Source organism: Confluentibacter sediminis (assembly GCF_003258355.1).
In the GTDB taxonomy this organism is placed as follows: Bacteria; Bacteroidota; Bacteroidia; order Flavobacteriales; family Flavobacteriaceae; genus Confluentibacter; species Confluentibacter sediminis.
Window position 1 is genome coordinate 47,392 of sequence record NZ_QKPO01000001.1, and the last position, 22,685, is coordinate 70,076.

22 protein-coding genes and 1 tRNA gene are annotated in these 22,685 nt (G+C 33.2%); 8 read left to right on the forward strand and 15 right to left on the reverse strand.

Going from position 1 to position 22,685, the window contains the following annotated elements:
- Positions 1 to 3 precede the first annotated feature (3 nt).
- Both DKT72_RS00255 and DKT72_RS00260 read left to right on the forward strand, forming a co-directional pair.
- Entirely contained in the window at positions 4 to 273 is a 270-nt protein-coding gene (locus tag DKT72_RS00255; RefSeq protein ID WP_111306713.1) for a hypothetical protein, read from the forward strand.
- A gap of 62 nt (positions 274 to 335) precedes the next feature.
- Positions 336 to 409: transfer RNA gene (locus DKT72_RS00260), tRNA-Thr, on the forward strand.
- A gap of 151 nt (positions 410 to 560) precedes the next feature.
- Here DKT72_RS00260 and DKT72_RS00265 read toward each other — a convergent pair.
- On the reverse strand, positions 561 to 2,867 hold the full coding sequence (locus DKT72_RS00265) for a transglycosylase domain-containing protein (protein ID WP_111306714.1): 2,307 nt from the start codon (positions 2,865 to 2,867) through the stop codon (positions 561 to 563).
- Between the two features lie 57 nt (positions 2,868 to 2,924).
- Positions 2,925 to 3,623, reverse strand: a complete 699-nt coding sequence (locus tag DKT72_RS00270) for a DUF4369 domain-containing protein (RefSeq protein ID WP_111306715.1) — start codon at positions 3,621 to 3,623, stop codon at positions 2,925 to 2,927.
- A 780-nt stretch (positions 3,624 to 4,403) separates the two neighbouring features.
- Between DKT72_RS00270 and DKT72_RS00275 the strand changes: the two genes are divergently transcribed.
- Positions 4,404 to 5,069 carry a M15 family metallopeptidase gene (locus tag DKT72_RS00275; RefSeq protein WP_111306716.1) on the forward strand — a complete coding sequence of 222 codons (666 nt, stop codon included), beginning with the start codon at positions 4,404 to 4,406 and terminating at the stop codon, positions 5,067 to 5,069.
- A gap of 56 nt (positions 5,070 to 5,125) precedes the next feature.
- On the opposite strand, the gene DKT72_RS00280 is transcribed toward DKT72_RS00275, so the two are convergent.
- Positions 5,126 to 5,467 carry a DUF6249 domain-containing protein gene (locus DKT72_RS00280; RefSeq protein ID WP_111306717.1) on the reverse strand — a complete coding sequence of 114 codons (342 nt, stop codon included), beginning with the start codon at positions 5,465 to 5,467 and terminating at the stop codon, positions 5,126 to 5,128.
- Between the two features lie 142 nt (positions 5,468 to 5,609).
- Here DKT72_RS00280 and DKT72_RS00285 point away from each other — a divergent pair, with 142 nt between their 5' ends.
- On the forward strand, positions 5,610 to 6,197 hold the full coding sequence (locus DKT72_RS00285) for an RNA polymerase sigma factor (protein ID WP_111306718.1): 588 nt from the start codon (positions 5,610 to 5,612) through the stop codon (positions 6,195 to 6,197).
- Positions 6,178 to 6,591, forward strand: coding sequence for a hypothetical protein (locus DKT72_RS00290; RefSeq protein WP_111306719.1), 414 nt, complete (start codon positions 6,178 to 6,180; stop codon positions 6,589 to 6,591). Before DKT72_RS00285 ends, DKT72_RS00290 begins: the two co-directional genes overlap by 20 nt.
- Positions 6,592 to 6,641: 50 nt before the next feature.
- Here DKT72_RS00290 and DKT72_RS00295 read toward each other — a convergent pair whose 3' ends face one another.
- A complete protein-coding gene (locus DKT72_RS00295) occupies positions 6,642 to 7,880 on the reverse strand; it encodes a DEAD/DEAH box helicase (RefSeq protein ID WP_111306720.1) in 1,239 nt (412 codons plus the stop codon).
- 120 nt (positions 7,881 to 8,000) lie between these two features.
- On the opposite strand from DKT72_RS00295, the gene DKT72_RS00300 reads away from it, so the two are divergent.
- Positions 8,001 to 8,858 (forward strand): bestrophin family protein, encoded by an 858-nt coding sequence (locus DKT72_RS00300; RefSeq protein ID WP_111306721.1) that lies wholly within the window; start codon positions 8,001 to 8,003, stop codon positions 8,856 to 8,858.
- An 84-nt stretch (positions 8,859 to 8,942) separates the two neighbouring features.
- Here the strand turns inward: DKT72_RS00300 and DKT72_RS00305 are convergent, their stop codons facing one another.
- The 10 genes from DKT72_RS00305 to pepT all read right to left on the reverse strand — a co-directional run bounded on the left by DKT72_RS00305 (position 8,943) and on the right by pepT (position 18,428).
- The gene (locus tag DKT72_RS00305; protein WP_111306722.1) at positions 8,943 to 9,965 is read right to left on the reverse strand and encodes an RES family NAD+ phosphorylase; all 1,023 of its coding nucleotides are present in this window, start codon (positions 9,963 to 9,965) and stop codon (positions 8,943 to 8,945) included.
- Positions 9,966 to 9,969: 4 nt separating this feature from the next.
- Positions 9,970 to 10,899 (reverse strand): sce7725 family protein, encoded by a 930-nt coding sequence (locus DKT72_RS00310; protein ID WP_111306723.1) that lies wholly within the window; start codon positions 10,897 to 10,899, stop codon positions 9,970 to 9,972.
- Between the two features lie 3 nt (positions 10,900 to 10,902).
- Positions 10,903 to 11,751, reverse strand: coding sequence for a sce7726 family protein (locus tag DKT72_RS00315; RefSeq protein ID WP_111306724.1), 849 nt, complete (start codon positions 11,749 to 11,751; stop codon positions 10,903 to 10,905).
- Positions 11,752 to 11,986: 235 nt separating this feature from the next.
- Positions 11,987 to 12,427 (reverse strand): carboxymuconolactone decarboxylase family protein, encoded by a 441-nt coding sequence (locus DKT72_RS00320; protein WP_111306725.1) that lies wholly within the window; start codon positions 12,425 to 12,427, stop codon positions 11,987 to 11,989.
- A 66-nt stretch (positions 12,428 to 12,493) separates the two neighbouring features.
- Positions 12,494 to 13,069 (reverse strand): Crp/Fnr family transcriptional regulator, encoded by a 576-nt coding sequence (locus tag DKT72_RS00325; protein WP_111306726.1) that lies wholly within the window; start codon positions 13,067 to 13,069, stop codon positions 12,494 to 12,496.
- A gap of 41 nt (positions 13,070 to 13,110) precedes the next feature.
- The gene (locus tag DKT72_RS00330) at positions 13,111 to 13,707 is read right to left on the reverse strand and encodes a mobile mystery protein B (RefSeq protein ID WP_111306727.1); all 597 of its coding nucleotides are present in this window, start codon (positions 13,705 to 13,707) and stop codon (positions 13,111 to 13,113) included.
- Positions 13,698 to 14,159: a mobile mystery protein A gene (locus DKT72_RS00335; RefSeq protein WP_111307032.1), complete on the reverse strand. Its 462-nt coding sequence runs from the start codon at positions 14,157 to 14,159 to the stop codon at positions 13,698 to 13,700. The genes DKT72_RS00330 and DKT72_RS00335 overlap by 10 nt, the downstream gene beginning before the upstream one ends.
- A gap of 141 nt (positions 14,160 to 14,300) precedes the next feature.
- A complete protein-coding gene (locus DKT72_RS00340) occupies positions 14,301 to 16,484 on the reverse strand; it encodes a B12-binding domain-containing radical SAM protein (protein ID WP_111306728.1) in 2,184 nt (727 codons plus the stop codon).
- Between the two features lie 63 nt (positions 16,485 to 16,547).
- Entirely contained in the window at positions 16,548 to 17,183 is a 636-nt protein-coding gene (locus DKT72_RS00345; RefSeq protein WP_111306729.1) for an MOSC domain-containing protein, read from the reverse strand.
- Between the two features lie 6 nt (positions 17,184 to 17,189).
- On the reverse strand, positions 17,190 to 18,428 hold the full coding sequence (gene pepT, locus DKT72_RS00350; RefSeq protein ID WP_111306730.1) for a peptidase T: 1,239 nt from the start codon (positions 18,426 to 18,428) through the stop codon (positions 17,190 to 17,192).
- Between the two features lie 138 nt (positions 18,429 to 18,566).
- On the opposite strand from pepT, the gene DKT72_RS00355 reads away from it, so the two are divergent.
- Positions 18,567 to 19,607 carry a quinone-dependent dihydroorotate dehydrogenase gene (locus tag DKT72_RS00355; protein WP_111307033.1) on the forward strand — a complete coding sequence of 347 codons (1,041 nt, stop codon included), beginning with the start codon at positions 18,567 to 18,569 and terminating at the stop codon, positions 19,605 to 19,607.
- A gap of 2 nt (positions 19,608 to 19,609) precedes the next feature.
- Here DKT72_RS00355 and DKT72_RS00360 read toward each other — a convergent pair whose 3' ends face one another.
- A complete protein-coding gene (locus DKT72_RS00360) occupies positions 19,610 to 21,565 on the reverse strand; it encodes a T9SS-dependent choice-of-anchor J family protein (protein ID WP_111306731.1) in 1,956 nt (651 codons plus the stop codon).
- A gap of 226 nt (positions 21,566 to 21,791) precedes the next feature.
- Here DKT72_RS00360 and DKT72_RS00365 point away from each other — a divergent pair, with 226 nt between their 5' ends.
- Entirely contained in the window at positions 21,792 to 22,655 is an 864-nt protein-coding gene (locus tag DKT72_RS00365) for a hydroxymethylglutaryl-CoA lyase (RefSeq protein ID WP_111306732.1), read from the forward strand.
- The last annotated feature ends 30 nt before the right edge of the window (positions 22,656 to 22,685 follow it).

Consider the following 22,685-nt stretch of genomic DNA (forward strand, 5'->3'; position numbering starts at 1 on the left):
ATTATGGCTAACGTTAGAGATTTAAAAAAGGATATAAACTATGTTTTAGGTGATATTATTGAGGCGGTTTACCTTTGGGAATACACAAATAAAGATAAAGATGCTAAAAAGGGTGAGGCAATTATAGACGAAGCTATTGAAACCTTCGATTTGCTTATAGCAAAAGTTAACGATAGAAAAGTAGTTAACAAAAAATCACACTTTAAAGCTATTTCAAATGAGCTTGAAACTAAAGGAAAGGCATTAATAGAAAAAATTAATGCTTTAGGATAAAAAATTATGAATTACGATTTGCAAATATGTAACTAAGAATTATATTTGCCGAATCAAAAATTGCCGATGTAGCTCAGTTGGCTAGAGCAGCTGATTTGTAATCAGCAGGTCGTGGGTTCGAGCCCCTCCATCGGCTCAATAAAACCTCAATCACATATAGTGGTTGGGGTTTTTTGTTTGCTTTTTTTGGGTGAGAAGTTTATACTGAGCCTAGTGTCTAAGGGAGCCCCTCCATCAGCTCAATGAGATCTGAGTCACATGTAGCGGTTGATTTTTTTTATTTTAAATCATTCTTTCTTTTTCCTAAACCAAGAGAAAATACCACCTTTAGATTTTTCTTTGTTAAATGGTTTGGTGTCTTTTTTATTTCCAAATAAACGTTCAAAAAAGCCATCTTTTTTAGATGGTTCACAAATTAAGGATTCTAACACGTCGTTTGCAGGTGTTTCAAAAGAAGCGGAAACTAGCTTAGAATAATTAGAATCCAGGTTTAGTTGCTGTAAATAATTGGCAAATATGGGTAAAGCAGAATTAGCTCCTTGTCCAATGGATGTATTGCTAAAACCAATTTGCTGGTTATCGTTACCGACCCAAGTCACAGTCACTAAATTGGGCATAATGGCTACAAACCAGCCGTCTTTGTTGTCTTGAGTAGTTCCTGTTTTGCCAGCCAAATCATTGTTAAAGCCATATTGCGAGCGTAATCTTTGAGCCGTGCCGCTATTTACGGTTGCTTTCATAAACTCGAGCATTATTTGGCGCGTATTATCACTAAAAGCTTTTTCTGTTTTCTTTTTAGGATTTAAATCATCATAAGATACTATCAAGTTCCCGTCTTTATCTTCAATTTTTGTTATAAATATGGGGCTAGAAGGGATGCTATGATTAACGTAAGATGTATAAGCTTTAGCGAGTTCTAAAACGCTTAGATTTGCTGAGCCTAAAGCGATGGAAGGGACTTCTTCAATATCACTACGAATTCCCATGGCTTTTGCCTGATTGATAACTTCAGGAATGCCCGTTTCATACAAAACTTTTACAGCAATCGTATTAATCGAGTTGCTTAAGGCATATTCCAAAGAATAGTTTAAATCATCGTCATAATTTCCACCAGCATTAGTTGGTGTCCAATCATCAACATCTGTATATGTAATGGCTTTAATGGGGAAATAGGTGCAAGGCTCCATGCCTTTTTCTAAAGCGGCCGTATAAACGATTGGCTTAAAGGTAGAGCCCACTTGGCGTTTACTTTGCGATATGTGGTCGAATTGAAAAAAACGATAATCAATACCGCCTACATAGGCTTTTATCGCACCAGATGAAGGATCCATTGAAATCATGCCTGCATTTAAGAATTTTAAGTAATATTCTAAACTGTCTAATGTAGAAAGCTGTTTAATGTTCGTGTCATCCCAGCTAAACAATTCCACATCATGTTTTTGGGTTAACTTGCTTTCTATATCTTTTTCAGTCAAGCCTTGTTCCTTCAGTTTTTTATAAATATCCAAACGTTTTTTAGCAGCGACATAAGCTTGTTTGTTTTTCAACCAAGGCGCACGTTTTCCATAAGCTTTTTCATATTGCTTTTGTAAAGCTGCCATGTGTTTTTTCATCGCATTTTCAGCATAATTTTGAAGTTTATTGTCTAGAGTTGTATAAACTTTTAAACCATCTTGAAATATATTATATACATCGCCGTTTGGTTTTCTAAATTTTTTTAGTTGAAGAATGGTGTCGAGTTGTCGCTTGATTTCGGCTCTAAAGTAAGGCGCTAATCCTTGGTTTGGTGCGTAATAGCGATAATCTAAAACAATCTTTTCTTTTGAAATTTTTTCAGCGTCCTCAGCCGTTAAGTAACCATATTTTTCCATTTGGCGAATCACTACATTTCTTCTTGAAAGTGCTTTTTCCGGATGTACTCTAGGGTTGTAATAACTATTGGCTTTTAGAGATCCAATAAGTGTAGCTGCTTGTGAAATACTTAAATCTTTGGTATGTACATTGAAAAACTTTTTTGAAGCACTTTCAATGCCATAGGTATTATCTGGGAAAGGAACGGTGTTGAGATATAACTTAAGAATATCTTCTTTTGAATAAATTTTCTCAATTCTGGTGGCTACAATGCTTTCTTTGATTTTATTAACTACAATGCCCAAAAAACCATAATCTTTCCTTCCGAAAAGGTTTTTTGCAAGTTGCAAAGTGATGGTACTACCTCCTCCCGATGATTCATTTGAAAGTAGAATGCTTTTAAAAAATACCCGAAGGAGACTTTTATTATCAACACCATCATGATTATAAAACCGGACATCTTCAGTAGAAATTAATGCGTCTATAAGATGCTGAGGAAAATCTTTGTAGGCAATGGATTGTCTATCATATACATAAAACTTTCCTATTAAATCATTATTGCTGTCTAAAACTTCTGTAGCTTGACTTTGCTTTAGGGTTACTAAAGATGTCCTAGAAGGGACTTCGCCCCACATACCAAAATAAATACTGCTATAAAATAAAATGAAGAGCAGGGTTAAAAATAGGAAGGATTTAAGAATAATCTTTACCCATTTATTTTTCAGAAATTTAATTTTAAGCATAGCGATGTATAGGTATATTTACGAATGAAAAATAGATATAGACGCTCTACTTTCTTTCTATTTTTCTTCTAACTTAATTTTATCAACAAAATTTTGAAGTTCTTTCCCGTATTTTGAGGCTTTTACTTCTGGCGATAGCGATTTGTTAATAGTATCTAAATATTTAATGTTGGCGTTATAGATTTCTGTTAATGCTAAATAAGGAGCTACTTCACTGTTTTTGTTGTTTAAGGCAAAATTTACGGTATATAAATAGCGTCTTTTTAAATTATTATCATAATCTTTTTCTGTTTTGTTTATTCTGGAAGTATCACCGGCTTGTTGGGACTCTAAGTTTTCTTTAATTAAATCCAAGTTCTTTTCATTGAATTTGCTCATCATGAGTTTATATTCTTCCCAGACTTTTTGTTGTGCCGATCCATTAATTTTAGCATCAAACACAAATTTTTTCATGCTGGTATTAATTTCTGTAATGCCTTTGTCAGCGAAAAAAGCAATCCTATCATTTTCACTGGAATTTTTATCTAAATACAGAAAAAACACCTCTGGAGATTCTATCTTACTGTGTAATTCAAAATCAGGAGCACCATTAATAATGACAGAATCAACTGTAACTATTGCTGTGTCTTGTTCTTTTTTAAGATAGATAGTTCCCTTTTTTAATCCTTTAATGCTTCCTTTAACAATTAAATCGGGTGTTTCTTTTCCGCAAGCAACGATTACAACTAATAAGACTAATAATAGACGTTTTTTCATTTATAATTAAAATTTTAGAGTCGCAAATATCTTATAATTATACTTTAAATTCTAATGGCAGTATTTTATATTTTACAACTTTTTAAATTTTTATAATAAATAGCATTAAAAATTATATTATTTAAACTTTGGCACAATAATTGTGATAGTAATTTTGTTGCAATCATGTTCAAAAGTTTATTGAGTGGTTACTTTAAACTTATTAGTTGCAATCATATTTTTGGTTAGTTAGTTAGAGAAAAAACATCCCACTGGGATGTTTTTTGTTTTTATCTTGTTTTAAGATAGACCAATTTTGCTTTCTAATTTTGTCGTTGATAAGCTTGTAAATGTGCTTTTCATCGTTTAAATGCATTATTTTGACAGATATTGTTAAAATTAAATGTATTTCAACGAATAAATATGTTTTTTATCGTTGTTATTCAATTATATTTTTACTTTTGAAGTGTACTAAATAACATACTTTTTAGTTCAATGGATTAATTAATTAATATTTGCATTATGTTGTTGATATAGGAGCCCTAAATCTAGCTTCATAATATAAAAAGCAAATGAGAAGAAACCGAGTTTGAGGGAACTCGGTTTTTTTGTGCCAAATATTTTCGATCCCAATATTTTAATTTCTGAAAACTAAGATAGGAGTAAGCCCAGTACATGAGTATAAACTTTATAGGGATTAATAGCAAAGATTCATTAAAGCACGACCATTATATATAAATGCCAAGGATAGCTCATGTTTAAAATGTATTTTTCTATAAATTAGCATAAATTGAAATGTTTATGAAGTATAAAGTTGCGTTTTTATTTTTATTTATTGGTTTTAAATTTTTTGCTCAATTGCCAGAAGGGTTTGTGTATGTGAAAGATATCATTCCAGATTTAGATGTTGAATTAAGGTATAATGGCTCCAATAATTTTGTTGGGAAACCCATAAAGGGTTATCTCTCCAATCAACTTATATTAACAAAACAAACAGCATTAGCATTAAAGCAAGTTCAACAAGAATTGCAAAGTAAAAATTTATGTTTAAAAGTGTACGACGGTTACAGACCACAACAAGCAGTCAACCATTTTATGGAATGGGCGAGAAATTGGAATGACACGATTAACAAGGAGAGTTTTTATCCAAATGTAAAAAAAGCCAATTTATTTGCTGAAGATTATATAGCAACAAGATCTGGTCATAGTAAAGGAAGTACCGTAGACCTAACCATTATTGATGGTAATACAAACAAGCCTTTGGATATGGGAAGTGCCTTCGATTTTTTTGGAAAAGAATCGTGGATTACCTATGATGGTATTTCAAAAGAACAAAAAGCAAATCGACAGCTTTTACAAACGGTTATGTTGAAATATGGATTTAAAAATTACTTAAAGGAATGGTGGCATTTTACTTTATATGATGAACCTTTTCCTAATACCTATTTTGATTTTCCTATAAAGTAAAAAACCTAAACTTTTAAAAGTCTAGGTTTTTTATGCTTTGATTGATGATGTGATTTTTATTTTTTATCTAAATTTTTAGTCATATTAAATCCAATAAATAAACTAACCCCGGACATTAAGAAAATAGTTCCTGAGTAAGCAACATCTTCTTGGATTCCAACATTCTCAAGTATAGATGCTAGGAATATGCCGACACCAATTCCCATGAGCAACAACGCTAAATTTAATAGTATCACTTTCCTGATGGGTGAAGAATTGCTTCTGTCGCCCATAAAAATACTCGCATCGGCTCCTTTTTCAATAAGCGCTAAGCGTTCTTTGTTTCTTGTAGATAAGTATAAATATACGATTCCGAAAACGGTCAAGAATAAACTAATTGGTATTAAAACTTCTTCCATGATTATTTGTTTTTTAATTGATTGTTTTTAATGTGTTCATAGCTTATGACGATAGGTTTTGATTTTAGGTTACACTAATTTTTATTTATTTATTTTAAATAATACTGTAACCTAGTTTTATGTAATGTCGTCTTAGTAATGCATGACAACCAACGACCAACATTATATTAGCTTAATTATAGATGGCGATACCAGTGCTTTTTCTGTATTGGTAGATCGCTATAAGGATTTAGTGTTTTCGTTGACTATGAAAATGCTTAAAAATAGGGAAGAGGCCGAAGAAGTTGCGCAAGATACTTTTATTAAAGTGTATAAGTCTTTGAATACGTTTAAAGGTGATTCTAAATTTTCAACATGGATTTATAGAGTGGCTTATAATACCTGTTTAGATAGATTAAAAAAGAATAAAAAGTATTTTAATGATGTGCCAATAGATGAATTTACGGAACATCAAGTAAAAAACATTGACAATGCTTTAGATACTTTAGAACATAATGAGCGTGATAAGGCCATTCAAGATTGCATCACATTATTGCCAAGTGAAGATGCTTTTTTGTTAACTTTATATTACTTTGATGAACAGAGTTTAGATGAGATAGCCAAAGTCATGAACTTAACCCCAAATCATGTGAAAGTGAAGTTATTTAGAAGTCGGAAAAAGCTAGCGACTATTTTAAAAGAGCGCTTACAACCAGAAATAATTGAAATTTATGAACGAGCAAACAGATAAATATTTAGATACATTATCTAAAAAAGTCATTAAAAATACGGCCGTAGAAAGTCCTTCTTTTAATTTTACAGCTTCAGTGATGTCTCAAATCGATGCGTTAGAAGATAGTAAGGTAACCACCTATCAACCTCTTATATCTAAAAAAGCATGGGCTGTTATTTCTTTAAGCGTGGTCGCTTTAGTTATATATACCATTTTTGGAACACAAACCGAAAGTGCAGGTTGGTTAACTAGTTTGCATGTAGATATGTTGCCAACGTATGACATTAAAAACCCATTGGCTGATTTTCATTTTTCAAAAACAGCTGCATATGCCTGTGTATTATTGGTCTTCATGCTTTTAATACAGGTTTCTGTCTTAAAAAAATATATGGATAAACGGTTTGAGAATTAAACAGGTCTTGAATCTAATCATCTAAAAGCCAAGCAGTCTAAAAATCTAACCTAATACCAGCGTTTCTTATTTTTTTTGGAGCCTTCACTTTTGCGCCCTTTTTTATGCTTGCTTTTGCCTGGGGTTTTATGGATTTCCTTTTTTGCTTTTGGGTCCAATGGATAAGGGTGGTCTTCAATTACATCCAATTGCATGTTGATGAGTTGTTGAATGGTAGTCACATAGGCTTTTTCATCTGCTGAACAAAAGGAATAGGACGTTCCGGAATTTCCAGCTCTGGCCGTTCTACCAATTCTGTGGACGTAAGTTTCTGGCACATTTGGTAAATCGAAATTGACAACGGCATCTAAATTATCAATATCAATACCACGAGCCGCCACATCGGTAGCTATTAAAATGTTGGCTTCTTTATTTTTGAATTTCTGTAAAGCTTCTTGACGTAGGTTCTGACTCTTATCACCGTGGATACTTTCCACTTTATAACCATTTTTAATCAGCGTTTGTTCCAGTTTCTCAACACCAAATTTGGTACGTCTAAAAATAAGAATACTGCCTTTGATGCTGTTTCGTAATAAATGCAAACACAATTCTATTTTATTGCGTTTTGGGACGTAATATAAAACCTGATTCACGTTTTTAGATGTGGATGAATTAGGAGCTACTTCCACACGTTCGGGTTCATTTAAAATAGTATTCGCTAGTTGTTCCACTTTAAACGGAATGGTTGCCGAAAACAACAAAATTTGTTTTTCTCTGGTGCACAAACGTTCCACTTTTTTCACATCATCAATAAAACCCATATCGAGCATTAAATCGGCTTCATCTAAAACCAAAATCTCAACATAATCTAAGTTTGCAACATCTTGTTTGTGTAAATCCAATAAACGGCCGGGGGTTGCAATTAAAATATCAACGCCTTTTTTAAGCACCTCTTTTTGAGGTTCAATAGAGGTACCTCCATATACCACGGTGGTTCTTAAATTGGTGTAAGCACTGTATGTTTTAAAATTTTCTTCTATTTGAACGGCCAATTCGCGCGTCGGACTTACTATCAAGGCTTTTATTTTCTTGCCTTTTTTGCTAGCGTCTTGCTTATCAAACAATAATTGCAAAATAGGGAGAGCAAAGGCAGCCGTTTTTCCTGTGCCTGTTTGAGCCGAAACAATCACGTCTTTTTTAGCCAATACCAGCGGAATCGTTTTTTCTTGAACCAAGGTCGGGTTATCGTAACCGGCTTCTGCAACGGCTCTTAAAATGGGTTTGTTTAATTGTAAGTCTTTAAACGACATGAATCATAAATTTGTTGCAAAGATACATAAAAGTAGTCTGGTCATTTTTTAATAAATTTTAAAGTATATAGATAAAACATTCTTTAATTTTACCCATAACTCATTTTAACACGACTCTGCATGGTACAATACAATCCCAAAGACTGGATCACATTTATTTTTAGATTTCATAAATCGGATACGTTTCGGAAACTCATTCCTATGATGATTTTTATAGGACTTTATACCTATGGTGTTGGCTATTTGGAATTGGAGTACTGGAAACTGTCCGAGAAAAACCATTTGTCAAACATTACTGTGATGCACAGTATGTTGGGTTTTGTGATTTCTTTGTTGTTGGTGTTTAGAACCAATACGGCTTACGACCGTTGGTGGGAAGGTCGAAAACTGTGGGGAGCCTTGGTTAATAATAGCCGAAATTTAGCCATGAAACTCAGTGTTATGTTGAAGGAAGAACATGACCGTATATATTTTAGGAAATTAATTCCGGGTTATGCCTCCATATTGTCTAAACATTTAAGCGATGTAGAAACCAGTTTGCAATTGTATGAAGGCCTCGATATCGACCACCATAAACACCGCCCCAACCAAGTGGCTAAAATGATTTTTCAAAAGCTGCACGATTTGCATGAACAGCATAAAATTTCGGGTGACCAATTGATTGTTTTAAATGCCGAAATACAGTCGTTTACAGATATTTGTGGCGCTTGCGAACGGATTAAAAACACGCCCATTCCCTATTCTTACAGTGCGTTTATTAAAAAATTCATCTTTTTTTATGTGATGACCTTGCCTTTTGGGTATGTGTTTAGTTTGGGATATTATGCCGTACCCGTGGTTATTTTTGTCTTTTACGTCTTGGCAAGTTTAGAATTGATTGCCGAAGAAATAGAAGACCCTTTTGGCTTTGATGCTAACGATTTGCCTATTGAAAAGATTTCGGCAAATATTAAAAAGCATGTGGAAGAGATTATTTAGGGATCTTTGTTTTTGAGGGTTAGGTTTTTTAATTTACCACTTATTGGTTTGTCGGTTTGAAAACGGCTGATATCGTTAGTGCTTTTATAAGTCTCTAGATTTAATGTGAACTTTTAAAATCTGCACTTTTTTAACATTTCTGCATTTCATAGTTTCTTGATTAAAAAGGACTAAGTTAGAGCCGATATTATGAAGTGAACTTCTGAATTTGATTCCTTGAACATTAGTGAATGTTTTAATGAATTCACAAATAAATTGAGTTGGAATGTAATCTATTTCAGAATCATATCTCCTCATTGGTTTTGATAAATCTCGACTAATTAATTGTTTTAATAATGTAGATTTAATCTTTTTGTTAACCCAATTAGGATGATATAATGTTGGTATTTCTGTGAAATCAGAAATTATAATTTCACTTTGATATTCTTCATTCTTTGTAAAAGTTGCAACAGATACCTCGTCTAAATACGATGCTCTAACTTCATATAGAATAGTTTCTTCATTATCACTTAAATACAAATAAGGAATACCTATTGGGTTTGCACGTCCAGCTGAAGCATATATCGCAAGTGGAGAAGCCATTTTATCAATTGGGTAAGTCTCTTCTTGCGAATTTTGATGTAATCTAGCTCTATAAAAAGTTTCGTCATTATTTATTGTAGTTTTACTTTCAAAAAAACTATCCCAACCTAAATCTTCTGTCAATTTTTCAATGTTAGTGAAATACCTTCGTTCCCATTTTAATTGCTCTTTCAATACAGACCAATAATTTATATTTTCGAGAATTTCATCACTAAAATCAACTAAATCATCTGAATTATTAATTGCTGATGCTGTTTGATTTAGAGCTTCATTAAGTATCTTGTGACCACAATCTAAATTGCTGAATAAGTTCCAATTGCCTTGAATAGAAGAAATTAAACTCTTGCCATCAGCTTTCAATTGGAAATTATCAAATAATTCTTTGAAGAAATCTAAAAGTTCTATTAATTCAATAGTTTCAATATCTTCACTTTTACAACAATCACAATTTCCCATTTTTCCTTGAGAAATGATAAACCCATTCAGTTCTTTATCAGTGAAGCAATTTTTGCAAACGTATTGCATAATGCTAATTTAGAAAGTCACTTACAATTAGTAAATGATTTTTGATAGAAATCTTTTTAACAGTCCCTAAACCAGGATATCTAGCCTCATCCAAGTATTTTTTTAATTCATTTGTAGCAGAATTTAATAATGGTAAATTAATGCAGAAATCTACCGCTTTTGTTGCTGCTTCTGCAAATTTGCCCTGTACGTTCGCAATCGAATCATTAGATGTGGAAGTAAAATGTCTAATCCAAATTTGATTTTCAAACTCTGCATTTAAATAAGTAAGATGTATAGCAACAGCTCTTGGTGTACTGCCGCCATCTACAAATTCACTTGGTAATACAGTAAAGTCAGCAAATGCTTGATAACTATCTTGACCATAATACAAATGCTCTTCTGTAAATTTATGAGCTTGAATATTCAAAAAATCAGCATTTTTTTGTTGCTTTTCAAATATGTCATCTAATCTTATATAAAGCTTCCCAAGACTTTTAATGTGTCTGTCTAAGCTTCTATACTTGTGAGGTTCTAAAAGCATAATTTTACTAATCTTATCAATTGAACACAATTGTTTTAGGCTTTCTTCATCTGAAAAATTATCAAGACAAATTATTAAGCAGTCTTCTAAATTGTATTTTTCAATATTTGATAAGATATAATCTGCGTTATCAGAATAATGAAATGCGTGTAAAAATTTTTTATTTTCTAATTCTGAAATGTAAGTAAGAAAGAATTCTGTATCTCCGGGCATTTCTCCTTGAAATGGATTTACAATTAAATAAGCATTAAAGTCTTTTTCTTGAAATACTTTATGCGCTAAATTAAGATTATTAAAACTCTGCTTTACGGGTTCTAAAACAGGGGTTATGTTTTGTAATTTATCTTCGCTAACCAGTTCCCTTAAACTAATTAATTCAAATTGTCTTGCTCTTAAATAGGGGAAATACATAATCTAAATAGTGTTTATTTTTAAACTATTAATTAGGTTATCTCTTTCCTGTTTTTTTAAATTCAGAGAAAGACATATCTGGTTGAATTCATTATTTACCTTATTGAAAAATTGATTGTTAATATTTCTTTTTTTCATAGCATTTAGAAATAATTTATTCAAATCGTTTTTTGGTATGTTTGATATCAGTTCTTTACATATTTCAAATTGATTAAAAGCATTTATTTTAGGAAGTCCTCCGAAATATGCTTTTGAAATCTCTAGATATTCTTTCGTGTGAAGAATTTCCATTAATGTATTCGTGTCAATATCAACTTTTCTTTCTGCTTTTTTAATGAGTTCGAATTTTTTCGAACTAGAGTCGAAAGAAATTATACCAACTGAATTATCAAAACTTGAATATTTCGATATGTGTATATTTGGAATAATAATGTAAACTTCATTGAAGATTTTCTTATACTGTTGAAGTTGGTTTGATAATCTATATTCTTTATCTAAAATGGTTTTGATTTCAAAAGCTTTGGAAACTCCATTGAACATTGCCAAGTCAGCAATGGCTTTGCCGATTCTGAATTCATTAAATATGACAGAATTATTCGTTCCTAGTTCGCTTTTTAGCCATTTGTTTAAAAATTCATTTTTTAAAACATATTCATTAGGATAATTGTTTTCAAGAATATGGTAAGTATTTCGAAGGAATTTTAAGTATGTGTTTCCCTTATTTTGTTCAGTAAGGTTATATCTTTCAAGCTTAACGTCTATAGATTCAAAATCACCTTTTAACCAACGATTTACCTCACTTCTCGAAAAAAGTGTTGAAAAATCTCTTAGTTGGTGTGAAGTGAATGTCATTTTTTTCGGGTAAAAGTAGCAAAAATATTTGCCGTTTTCAATATGGTGTGGCTTTTTAGCATTACTGATAACTATCAAGATAAAAAAAGTTTCAATTCTTATTTAACGATATTTAAACGAATTTAGAATTTTTTTCTGACAAAACGAACTTCCATTTAAAATATTAATCTCATAAGAAAGCATAAAAAAACCACAAATACACCAATAAAAATATCAGTGCATTCGTGGTTAAAAATCATTCAATCTCTTGATGGGTACTTACCGCAATACGGTTCCAAGCATTAATGGTTACAATGGCCATAATAATTTGTGCTATTTGGGTTTCTGTAAAAAATCCAGCCGCTTTTTGGTAGGTGTCTTTACTTAAACCGTTTTGATGAATCAAAGTGATTTCTTCAGTCATAGCTAGAACGGTTTGTTCTTCTTCCGTAAAGAATTTAGTGGCTTCTCTCCAGGCACTCACCAAAAAGATACGTTGGTTGGTTTCTCCATATTTTAGGGCGTCTTTAGTGTGCATATCAATACAGTACGCACAATTATTGATTTGCGAGGCACGGATTTTAATAAGTTCTTTTAAGGTTTTAGAGATGTCTATGTTTGCTAAATACCCTTCTAAAGCATACATCGCTTTATAGGCTTGTGGCTCTACTTGATTGATGTTGATACGTTTTTCCATGATTTTGTTGTTTTAATTTAACATTACAAAATTGGAAAACTGCCAACGGGAAAAACTTAAACTGGTTTAAGAAATCCCTTTTTTACGGATTTCACTTAAATATTCTGGTGTGAAATTTAAATAAGAAGCGATGAGGTATTGTGGCACACGCTGTAAAAATTCAGGCTGTGCTTTTAGGAAATGATAATAGAGTTCTTCCCTGGAATAATCATAAAGGAATTTAATACGCATTTGTGCGGCGGCATAGGCTTTTTGGTAAATACAACGGAAATGTTTTTCCATAACAGGATGGGTTTCCAAAAGTTTTTCATAATCTACCTTGTCTATATATAAAAGTTCGGTATTCTCCACCGTTTGAATATAAAATTCTGTAGTCGATTGGTTTATAAATGAAAACGTGTCGCTCATCCACCACTGTTCTATGGCGAATTCAGTGGTTTGTTCCGTGCCTTTGTCATTGATGAAAAATTTACGGAGAACGCCATGTAACACAAATAAATTGGACTTACATATTTGTCCTTCCTCCAGAAGATTGTCTTTTTTTGATATCCTTTTAAATTGGAAATAGGAAAGAATGGCTTCAAACTCTTCGTCATTTACCGTAACGAATTTATTTATATGTGCTTTTAGAATCTCGGACATGTTTTGGAGTTTGTTTTAAATATGAGCAAAAATATTACTTTTTAGTTTCTAGCAAATTTAAGCAAGGTTTGTATGCTACCATTGTCAGCTTTTTTTAATGCGGAGATATACATTTTTCGTGTTTCATCCGGTTTAACCATATTTGATTTGTTCCAACTAAAAATGGGCTTTCCAAAAATACGCTCGATAATGATATCAGCCATCATTCTGGAGTGTCTACCATTTCCATTCGAAAAACAATGAATGGCTACAAGCCTATGCTTAAATCTGATTGCAATTTCTTCATCTGAATACGTTTTGTTTTGTATCCAATATATAGTATCGTCAATAAGTTTTTTTAATTCTAAGCCTATTTGTGTCCATTTTATTCCAATGTTTTTATCGGTTTTCCTAAACTCCCCAGCCCATTTCCAAACATCACTGTACATTTTTTTGTGTAAATCTTTTATGAATTTTTCAGTTAATATTCTGTCTTGCTTTAAATTGGTATGGATAGTCCATTCCATTGCTTTTTCAATATTTAGCTGTTCAAATTCATCTAATTCGCCTTGTGTTGTTATTGATTTTATTTTGAGGCCTTCTTTTTCTTCTTCATTTATAGGCGTTTGGCCATCTTTATAATCTAATTCTAATCCCATAACGATTTCCTCATATCTCTTTTTATCTCACTCGCCAAATCTTTTATAGTTTCATTTAATTTTTCGTCACCAATACCTTGACCTTCCAATTTCATATTCTGATTGGTTCTTAAAACTATTTTCTGAGCTAATTTTTCAGCTTTGATATTAATCAAATCGTTAAAACTTCCGTTTTTGGGAACAAAACCGTACACAAATTTTAAATCCATGGCTTCGCCAACTTCTTTTAAGGATTTAATGGTGATGGAGCCTTTTACTTCATTGTCTTCAAGCCTTTTCACAGCTTGTCTGGTGGTTTTGAGTTTGTTTCCAAGTTGATTCATAGTCATATTGAGGGCCGTACGGATAGTATGAATCCATCCTTTATCAGGAATCAAAACCATTTCTGTTTTTTGAAATGGTTTTAGCTTTTGGTCTAATTGCTCAATTAAAAGCTTTCTTTTATTTCTCATTTTGTAATCAATTGAGTTTACAATTAAATTAAAAAGTAAACTTATATTGTTACAAATATATAAAAAAGTAAACATATAAGTTTACAAATTGTATAAAAAGTAAACGCATAAGTTTGCAAAATAAATTAAAAGTTGAATTCACTACAACACCAACAACCCATTCTCTCGTAAAACCATCATCGGTTTTGAAAACCAAAACAACTCAAAATCATCAAACTTGGTTTCAAAATCTTTTTTTAAGTCTGAAAAAGATGGTAATTGCGTGTTGTTCGGACTTAAACTTTCCAATACATTTAAAAACCAAGTGCCATGATGTTTATCTAAAGCGATGGTAAAGGTGTCCGTAGTGCTGTGAAACGTGGCTTGTAAAGTATAATACGTTTGTCCTTTTTTGGTTTTGGAAGTTTCGCTAACAAAAGGTTTTGTGCCTAGCCACACTATTTTTGTATTGGGTTTAGTGTTAAATTGCGTTTCAGTTTCTAAGCAGTTATAAATAAAATCGTTTTTAATGGTAGTTTTCGGGATTTTAAAATCGAACCAATCTTGCAACGGCAGTTCAAAACCAATACCGTGCATATAATTAAAAAGCGATTTTTTGAGTCCGAAACTAAACAAATTGTGGTCTATGCCCGTAGTGTCAGTAAACGCGATATCATTATTAGCAAACGTAATGGGTTTGGTGTTGGGAATAATATGGTATTCAGAAGGATTTAAGCCAATCGGGCTATGCGCCGTTAAGGCAAACTGATGCCAAAACCCAGATTGCAACACGCCGATTTCGAATAACTGACGTACCATTTCTAAACTATCCACGGTTTCCTGTACGGTTTGTGTGGGGTAACCATACATCAAATACGAGTGAACCATGATGTTGGCTTCGGTAAAATTTCTAGTCACCTGAGCCACTTGTGCCACGGTAACGCCTTTGTCAATAAGTGCCAATAATCTATCGGAAGCCACTTCCAGTCCGCCAGAAACCGCAATACACCCCGATGCTTTGAGTAGCAGACACAAATCTTTGGTAAAATTTTTTTCAAACCGGATGTTGGTCCACCACGTGACGGTGAGTTTACGTTTGATGATTTCTAAAGCCACAGCTTTCATAAGGGCAGGAGGAGCGGCTTCATCTACAAAATGAAATCCTGTTTCGCCTGTTTGCTCCATGAGTTGTTCCATGCGATCTACCAAGGTTTTGGCAGCAATGGGTTCGTAAATTTTAATATAATCCAACGAAATATCGCAAAAGGTACATTTGCCCCAATAGCAACCGTGTGCCATGGTGAGTTTGTTCCATCGTCCATCGCTCCATAAGCTATGCATGGGGTTGGCGATTTCTATCACGGAAATATATGTATCTAAATGTAAATCGGAATAATCAGGGGTGCCTACCTCACTTTGTTTGTAATCTGGTTTGGTACTGTTGTTTTTATAAACAACGTGTCCGTTTTCTAAAAGAAACGTGCGTTTATACTCCCTTTTTTCGGAGGGGTTGGGTGAGGCCAATAGTTCAATAGGCAATTCGCCATCATCTAAGGTAATAAAATCGAAAAATTCAAAGACCCTAGCGTCGGTTACCGACCGTAATTCGGTATTGGGGAATCCGCCACCCATCACAATTTTTATGTTTGGGTAGTTGGTCTTTATATATTGAGCACAACGAAATGCACTGTATAAATTCCCTGGAAATGGTACCGAAAAACAGACCAGTTTTGGCTGTGTGGTTTCTAATTTTTCTTCAAGAATCTTTAGGGTAATCGTATCAATATAGGTAGGTTGGTTTTGTAGTTGTTCGTATAACTCATCAAACGAGTTGGCACTCAAACCCAAACGTTCCGCATAACGACTGAACCCAAAATTAGGATCGATACATTCTATAATAAAATCGGATAAATCTTCCAAATACAAGGTGGCCAAATGTTTAGCTTTATCTTGCATGCCCATACTTCCAAATGCCCAATCGAGTTCATCTAATTGGTCAAAACGGGAGGCTTGTGGTAAAAAATTCTCTGTGCAAATATGTCTGGCAAAGGTTGGTTTTTTGCCTTGCAGAAAGGCGATGACATCATCTAAAGGCTGTAAATAAGCGTTTTGTAACGCATAAATACGTTGTACATTTTCAGAAATGATGCTGTTGTTTTTAAAGGCTAGTTCAAAAAGATGTTGGAATGTTTTTTTTGAGAAGAGTTCTAAAATGACCTCAATACCCAAATCCATTTGGAAGGAACTAATATTTTTGGTGTTCAAAAAGCCTTTTAAATAGCACGTGGCTGGATAGGGCGTGTTTAATTGCGTAAACGGAGGCGTGATGAGTAAAAGGTCTTTCAAAATGCTACAAAATATTTGGTAACAAAGATAGTTGAAAAGTTATTGCGATTTTAGGGAGGGGGTTTATATGATAAATGCTTGAAGTTTCTCCCTTTTTCTTAAAGGAAGTGCCTCATTTATAACAGCCAAGGCTAAATGCTCCTGGTTTTTATCTTTGGAAAATAGCAGATTATAAAATTGATGGATGGTTAGACTGTTTTGGGCAGATTCTATAAGCGACATGGCATCACCAGATTTAACAAAACCTTCTTCTAGCACACGAACATAGGTCCCTGGGAATCCATGGTTCAAAAATTGCTTGACAACTTTTTGTGAACTAAACTTCACGCCTAATTTATAACACGGTTCTCTGGGTTGGGTTATTTGAACTAAGGCTTTGCCAATTTTATAGATATCTCCAATGTGGAGCTTGGTTTCATCCAATCCATTTATAGTTAGGTTTTCGCCAAACATGCCCCAATTCCAATCTAAATGGGGATAGAGGTTTTTCCAATAATCATAATGATTTTCAGAAAACAAATAACAGGCTTTAAATTCGCCACCATGATACCTTCGGTCGGTGACTTCATCATCTTTAACGTCGCTTTTTCCTAAATAAATAGGTTGGATGGTAGGTGTTTTATAAATACCGGTCGTCACTTTTTTACCTCTAAAAATAATGGTTTGTGGTTTGGCTATATTGGTAGAAGTGACGTACATAACATATTATTTTTTTAAAGCTGTTAACTCCGCGATTTTACAAATAACTTCGGTGGCTTTTATCATACTTTCTACAGGCACGTATTCATAACGTCCGTGAAAATTATGACCACCAGCGAAAATATTCGGGCACGGTAATCCCATAAAACTAAGTTGAGACCCATCCGTACCCCCACGGATGGCTTTTATAAGGGGTTTAATACCTGATTGTTTCATAGCCTCTTCAGCAATATCAACAATATGCATCACAGGTTCTACCTTTTCTTTCATATTATAGTATTGGTCTTTAATCTCAATACTTACAACATCATCTTCATATTGTGAGTTAAGCTCATCCGTCAGCTTAAGCATCATATCTTTACGAGCTTCAAAATGGCCTTTATCGTGGTCGCGAATGATGTATTGCAACTCAGTTTCTTCCACATCGCCTTTTATAGTGTGTAAATGGAAAAATCCTTGATATTCCTCGGTGTGTTCAGGTGTTTCTAAGCGTGGTAACGAATGAATGAATTCGGTAGCAATGTATATGGAATTCACCATTTTGCCCTTAGCATAGCCTGGATGCACACTCACGCCTTTGATGCGAACTTTGGCACCCGCAGCATTAAAATTTTCATATTCTAGTTCTCCGATTTGACTGCCGTCCATGGTGTAAGCATAGTCAGCTCCAAATTTTTTCACATCGAACTTATGGGCACCTCTGCCTATTTCTTCATCGGGCGTAAAACCGACTTTAATAGTGCCGTGTTTAATCTCAGGATGATTGATTAAATATTCCATAGCCGTCATGATTTCACAAATTCCTGCTTTATCATCGGCTCCTAAAAGCGTTGTGCCATCGGTAGTGATTAAAGTTTGACCTTTGTAAAGATGTAAATCTTCAAAATAATCTGGGGATAACACAATATTTTCAGCGGCATTTAAAACAATATCCTTTCCGTTATATTTTTCAATAATCTGAGGTTTTACGTTGGTTCCTGAAAAATCTGGTGAGGTGTCAAAATGGGAAATAAACCCGATTGTTGGCACGTTGTGGGTAACGTTGCTAGGTAAGGTCGCCATGATGTAAGCGTTGTCGTCAATACTAACATCCTGCATGCCAATGGCAATTAATTCATCGACTAATTTATTTGCCAAATGCCATTGTTTTTCGGTACTTGGGGTGGTGTCGCTATCAGGATTTGATTGAGTGTCTATGGTAACGTAACTAATGAATCTGTTTATAATGTGTTGTTTATCAATCATTTTAATTGATTTTTTTTAAGATTTTTAAAGTGGTAATGATTTGCTATTTTTCACATCAAAAATACTATTAATTTTCAAATGCTTCATGCTGTTTTTTGTGAAATGAATGGTATTTTTGTGACGCAATTCAACTTCGCTATGTATAAATTACTTATCCGTCCTATTTTATTTTTCTTTGACCCTGAAGATGTGCATTATTTTACATTTTCATTGATTCGCTTAGTAAATAAAATTCCTTTAGTATCTGGTATTATTAAAAACATGTATCGTGTTGAAGATGTTTCTTTAGAGAAAGAATTATTCGGATTGAAATTTAAAAATCCTATTGGTTTGGCAGCTGGATTTGATAAAGATGCCAAATTGTTTAATGAATTGTCCAATCTCGGATTTGGTTTTATTGAAATAGGCACCTTGACTCCCAAAGCGCAACCAGGCAATCCTAAAAAACGATTGTTTCGTTTAAAGGAAGACTCTGCAATTATTAATCGCATGGGTTTTAATAACGGCGGCGTTGAAGACGCTGTATTGCGATTAAAAAAGAATCCTTCGACTACGCTCAGGACAGGGAAGCATGTGTTAATTGGAGGTAACATTGGGAAAAATAAAGTGACTCCTAATGAGAATGCCGTGGATGATTATAAAATCTGTTTCAATACATTGTTTGATTATGTAGATTATTTTGTGGTAAACGTCAGCTCCCCCAACACACCCAATTTAAGAGCTTTACAAGATAAAGAGCCATTAACCAATCTTTTAAAGGATTTACAGATTGAAAATTCAAACCATATAAAAAAGAAGCCTATATTATTAAAAATCGCTCCAGATTTAACCAATGAACAATTGTTGGATATTATTGATATTATAAAAGATACTAAGATTGATGGGGTTATAGCGACCAATACCACCATTTCCCGAGACGGTTTAACATCTGAAAGTAAAGTGGAAATCGGCGGATTAAGTGGAAAACCATTAACCAATCGTTCTACTGAAGTCATTCGGTTTTTAGCCGAGAAAAGTAACAAGGCATTTCCGATTATAGGAGTCGGTGGAATTCATACGGTAAAAGATGCTATGGAAAAAATGGAAGCTGGAGCCGATTTAATTCAACTCTACACTGGATTTATATATGAAGGGCCAAAACTTATTAAAGATATCAATAAGGCTTTAATTAAAAAGTAATCTTACTTGATGAATTTTTTAATAGCCCAGCTAGTACCATCATTAATACTCAAAATATAAGTTCCTTCAGGCAAATTACCAACATTAATTTGCTTGCTATTAAGCATACCTTTAGATAATACTTGTCCGTATAGATTTGATATTTCATAATGGATAGAGCTATTCATAACCTCTGAAGAAATATTAAGTGTTCCTCCATTTACGGGATTTGGATAGATGGTCGCATTTGCTATGCCTCCTTTATTTATTGTAGGTTTAGGAATTTCATTACCAGTTATACTAATGTCATCAATGGCAATGTCTCCTTCCCAGCTAGAACCTCTTACAGCTCTAAATCTAATTTTAATGGTTTGATTTGTGTAAGCAGATAAATCAACCGTTTGAAGTGTATAGTCATCTTCTTGATTTGTTTGCTTATTTCCTGATAGAACGGGAATAATATCATTAATAACACCTTCGTCTGTTAGGATATCTACATGCAGTTCTCCAATATGGGGACCAAACATATGATAGGCAAATTTTAATTTTGAGCTGGATGATTTAATAGCAATACAAGGTGATAGGAATTCTGCAGTGTCACCAGGTTGTGAGCCAGAAGCTTCAGTGTAAATGTAAGAACCTTTTTTTGTTTTAGTTGTGTTATCGGTTATTGGTCCAGTACCTTCAGAATCAGTGTTGCCTGAATTAATAAACCAATTATATCCATTTCCAGAAACATCTGTGGTTGTCCAACCGGTATCGTTTGCGGTTTCTAAACTTTCAAAATTTTCGACCAAAGGGGTTGTTTTTAGAGTGCCTACTTTTATATAGTTGTAAAATGTTTTGGTTATGGTGTTTGATTTATTGGAAATGGTCAGTGTTACATCATAAGTTCCCTTTTCAAAAGTATGTATGGGGTTTTGTGTTTTATAATCTATAATACCATCACTATCGATATCCCATTTCCAGCTTGTAGCATTTAGACTGTTGTTGCTAAATTGGACGGTTAATTTATCATCACAGGTTTGATTAACATCTGCAATAATATTGGCATTAAATGAATGGTCTGCTAAATAGTTTTTTGCTGTTTTATAAAATGCAAACATTCTAGCAAATTGTTTTGTTGAAAAATGAGAGCGACATCCTTTTAAAGAATAGGACATGATATTTTGAGTGTCTGGATGAAAATGATCGCCATTGGCATCCACTTCATTTCCTATATAATTACAAAAATTGTCAACATTTGAATTGCTTAATGTCGGATCGGCTGGTGTATCGCATATACCATCCCCATCTGTGTCACAATTACTGCCATTTACCAATTCTGTAGTTAATCCTTCACTTTGGGGGCCTTGTGTATGTATTAATGAAAAGAAATGCCCAACTTCATGAGATAAAGAAGAGCTATTTAGGACACAGCTGTTTTGCATCACAATAATATCTAATTTACCAACATTATTAGTATAACCACATATGTTGATGTTACTTTCATTTTCTATGTAATCAAAAAAGTAAATATTCAATACACCTGGAGTATAATAGCTGCTAATGAGGGCGGCTTCCCTGGCTTTATTAAAATGACATAAGTTGTTATTGTCAATATAATCTATGCCTCCACTCAAATAAAATTCTAGGTAAGCGTTTGCGTAGATGCTATTCATTTCATTAATGGCTAAGTTTAAATCATTAGCACTTAAGCCACCGTTACCATTAGAGTTTCTAATAATATGTGCTTTAATGGGAATTGAATTAACAATTTTTGAATTAGACTTACTATAAGTAGAAGATGATGATATGGTGTTAAATTGTTCTTCGTACTTTTTAATTTGAGGTTTCAAACTATTATAAAATTCAATAGATTCAGAGGATGTCACGGTCCCACAAATTGGCTCTGAAATGCTTTGAGATGAGATATAGCAAGTTGATGATAAAAATATCGTTAGAATTAAAATGCCGAATTTTGAAGTAAAAATATTCATTTGGGACCAAACATTTTTTCAAATGTATTCTTAATTAGAACGGTAGGACAATAAAAACGTTATAGCGTTGATTTTATCGATTATTTAACAATTACATCATTTTTTTGAGCATTGTTTTATGTATCAAAGATTTATTGTCAAATTAATTTAAAATCTAGGGTTTAATTAATCACTAAAGCTTCCAAAAAATAATAGTATTTTTATCATCTTATATTTTGAATGATGTATGCCAAGTCCAATTAAAATCATAGAATGCCCTCGAGATGCTATGCAGGGCATAAAAAAATTAATTCCAACAGGAGCTAAAGTTCAATACATACAATCATTATTGCGTGTTGGTTTTGATACCATTGATTTTGGTAGTTTTGTATCACCGAAAGCGATTCCACAAATGTTCGATACTGCTTTGGTTTTATCTCAATTAGATTTGAGTAACACAAAAAGTAAATTATTGGCCATTGTCGCTAATGAAAGAGGCGCAATGGATGCGTCACAATTCTCGCAAATTGATTATTTAGGGTACCCTTTTTCTATTTCAGAAAACTTTCAAATGCGAAACACTCATAAAACCATAGCGCAGTCAGTTTTAATATTAGATGATATTTTAAATATCTCCCAAAAAACCAATAAAGAAGTGGTTGCTTATTTATCCATGGGATTTGGAAATCCGTACGGAGACCCTTGGAATGTTGATATTGTAGGAGAATGGACCTATAAGTTATCTAAAATGGGCGTGAAAATAATATCGCTTAGTGATACTATTGGAAGTTCAAATCCAGAAAACATTCATTATTTGTTTTCAAATTTAATCTCTTTATACCCCGATATAGAATTTGGAGCTCATTTACATACTACTTATGAATCATGGTTTGAAAAAGTTGATGCTGCTTACAGCGCAGGATGTAAACGATTTGATGGAGCTATCCAAGGATTTGGAGGGTGCCCTATGGCAAAGGATGAGTTAACAGGTAATATGCCCACTGAAAAAATGCTGTCTTATTTTACATCTAAAAAAGTAAATAATTTAAATGCTTTGAGTTTTGAAAGTGCACATAATGAAGCTACTAAGATTTTTAGTTCTTATCATTAAAAGAAATAACATTATTTACCTCAGTTAAAC

Bases quoted from the DNA above. Each gene is read 5' to 3' on its own strand.
- DKT72_RS00315 (WP_111306724.1), bottom strand. From the start codon at position 11,751: ATGACATTCACTTCACACCAACTAAGAGATTTTTCAACACTTTTTTCG.
- DKT72_RS00275 (WP_111306716.1), top strand. From the start codon at position 4,404: ATGAAGTATAAAGTTGCGTTTTTATTTTTATTTATTGGTTTTAAATTT.
- DKT72_RS00325 (WP_111306726.1), bottom strand. From the start codon at position 13,069: ATGTCCGAGATTCTAAAAGCACATATAAATAAATTCGTTACGGTAAAT.
- DKT72_RS00255 (WP_111306713.1), top strand. From the start codon at position 4: ATGGCTAACGTTAGAGATTTAAAAAAGGATATAAACTATGTTTTAGGT.
- DKT72_RS00335 (WP_111307032.1), bottom strand. From the start codon at position 14,159: ATGAGAAATAAAAGAAAGCTTTTAATTGAGCAATTAGACCAAAAGCTA.
- DKT72_RS00300 (WP_111306721.1), top strand. From the start codon at position 8,001: ATGGTACAATACAATCCCAAAGACTGGATCACATTTATTTTTAGATTT.
- DKT72_RS00355 (WP_111307033.1), top strand. From the start codon at position 18,567: ATGTATAAATTACTTATCCGTCCTATTTTATTTTTCTTTGACCCTGAA.
- DKT72_RS00265 (WP_111306714.1), bottom strand. From the start codon at position 2,867: ATGCTTAAAATTAAATTTCTGAAAAATAAATGGGTAAAGATTATTCTT.
- pepT (WP_111306730.1), bottom strand. From the start codon at position 18,428: ATGATTGATAAACAACACATTATAAACAGATTCATTAGTTACGTTACC.
- DKT72_RS00285 (WP_111306718.1), top strand. From the start codon at position 5,610: ATGACAACCAACGACCAACATTATATTAGCTTAATTATAGATGGCGAT.
- DKT72_RS00270 (WP_111306715.1), bottom strand. From the start codon at position 3,623: ATGAAAAAACGTCTATTATTAGTCTTATTAGTTGTAATCGTTGCTTGC.
- DKT72_RS00280 (WP_111306717.1), bottom strand. From the start codon at position 5,467: ATGGAAGAAGTTTTAATACCAATTAGTTTATTCTTGACCGTTTTCGGA.
- DKT72_RS00305 (WP_111306722.1), bottom strand. From the start codon at position 9,965: ATGCAATACGTTTGCAAAAATTGCTTCACTGATAAAGAACTGAATGGG.
- DKT72_RS00295 (WP_111306720.1), bottom strand. From the start codon at position 7,880: ATGTCGTTTAAAGACTTACAATTAAACAAACCCATTTTAAGAGCCGTT.
- DKT72_RS00360 (WP_111306731.1), bottom strand. From the start codon at position 21,565: ATGAATATTTTTACTTCAAAATTCGGCATTTTAATTCTAACGATATTT.
- DKT72_RS00290 (WP_111306719.1), top strand. From the start codon at position 6,178: ATGAACGAGCAAACAGATAAATATTTAGATACATTATCTAAAAAAGTC.
- DKT72_RS00310 (WP_111306723.1), bottom strand. From the start codon at position 10,899: ATGTATTTCCCCTATTTAAGAGCAAGACAATTTGAATTAATTAGTTTA.
- DKT72_RS00330 (WP_111306727.1), bottom strand. From the start codon at position 13,707: ATGGGATTAGAATTAGATTATAAAGATGGCCAAACGCCTATAAATGAA.
- DKT72_RS00365 (WP_111306732.1), top strand. From the start codon at position 21,792: ATGCCAAGTCCAATTAAAATCATAGAATGCCCTCGAGATGCTATGCAG.
- DKT72_RS00320 (WP_111306725.1), bottom strand. From the start codon at position 12,427: ATGGAAAAACGTATCAACATCAATCAAGTAGAGCCACAAGCCTATAAA.
- DKT72_RS00345 (WP_111306729.1), bottom strand. From the start codon at position 17,183: ATGTACGTCACTTCTACCAATATAGCCAAACCACAAACCATTATTTTT.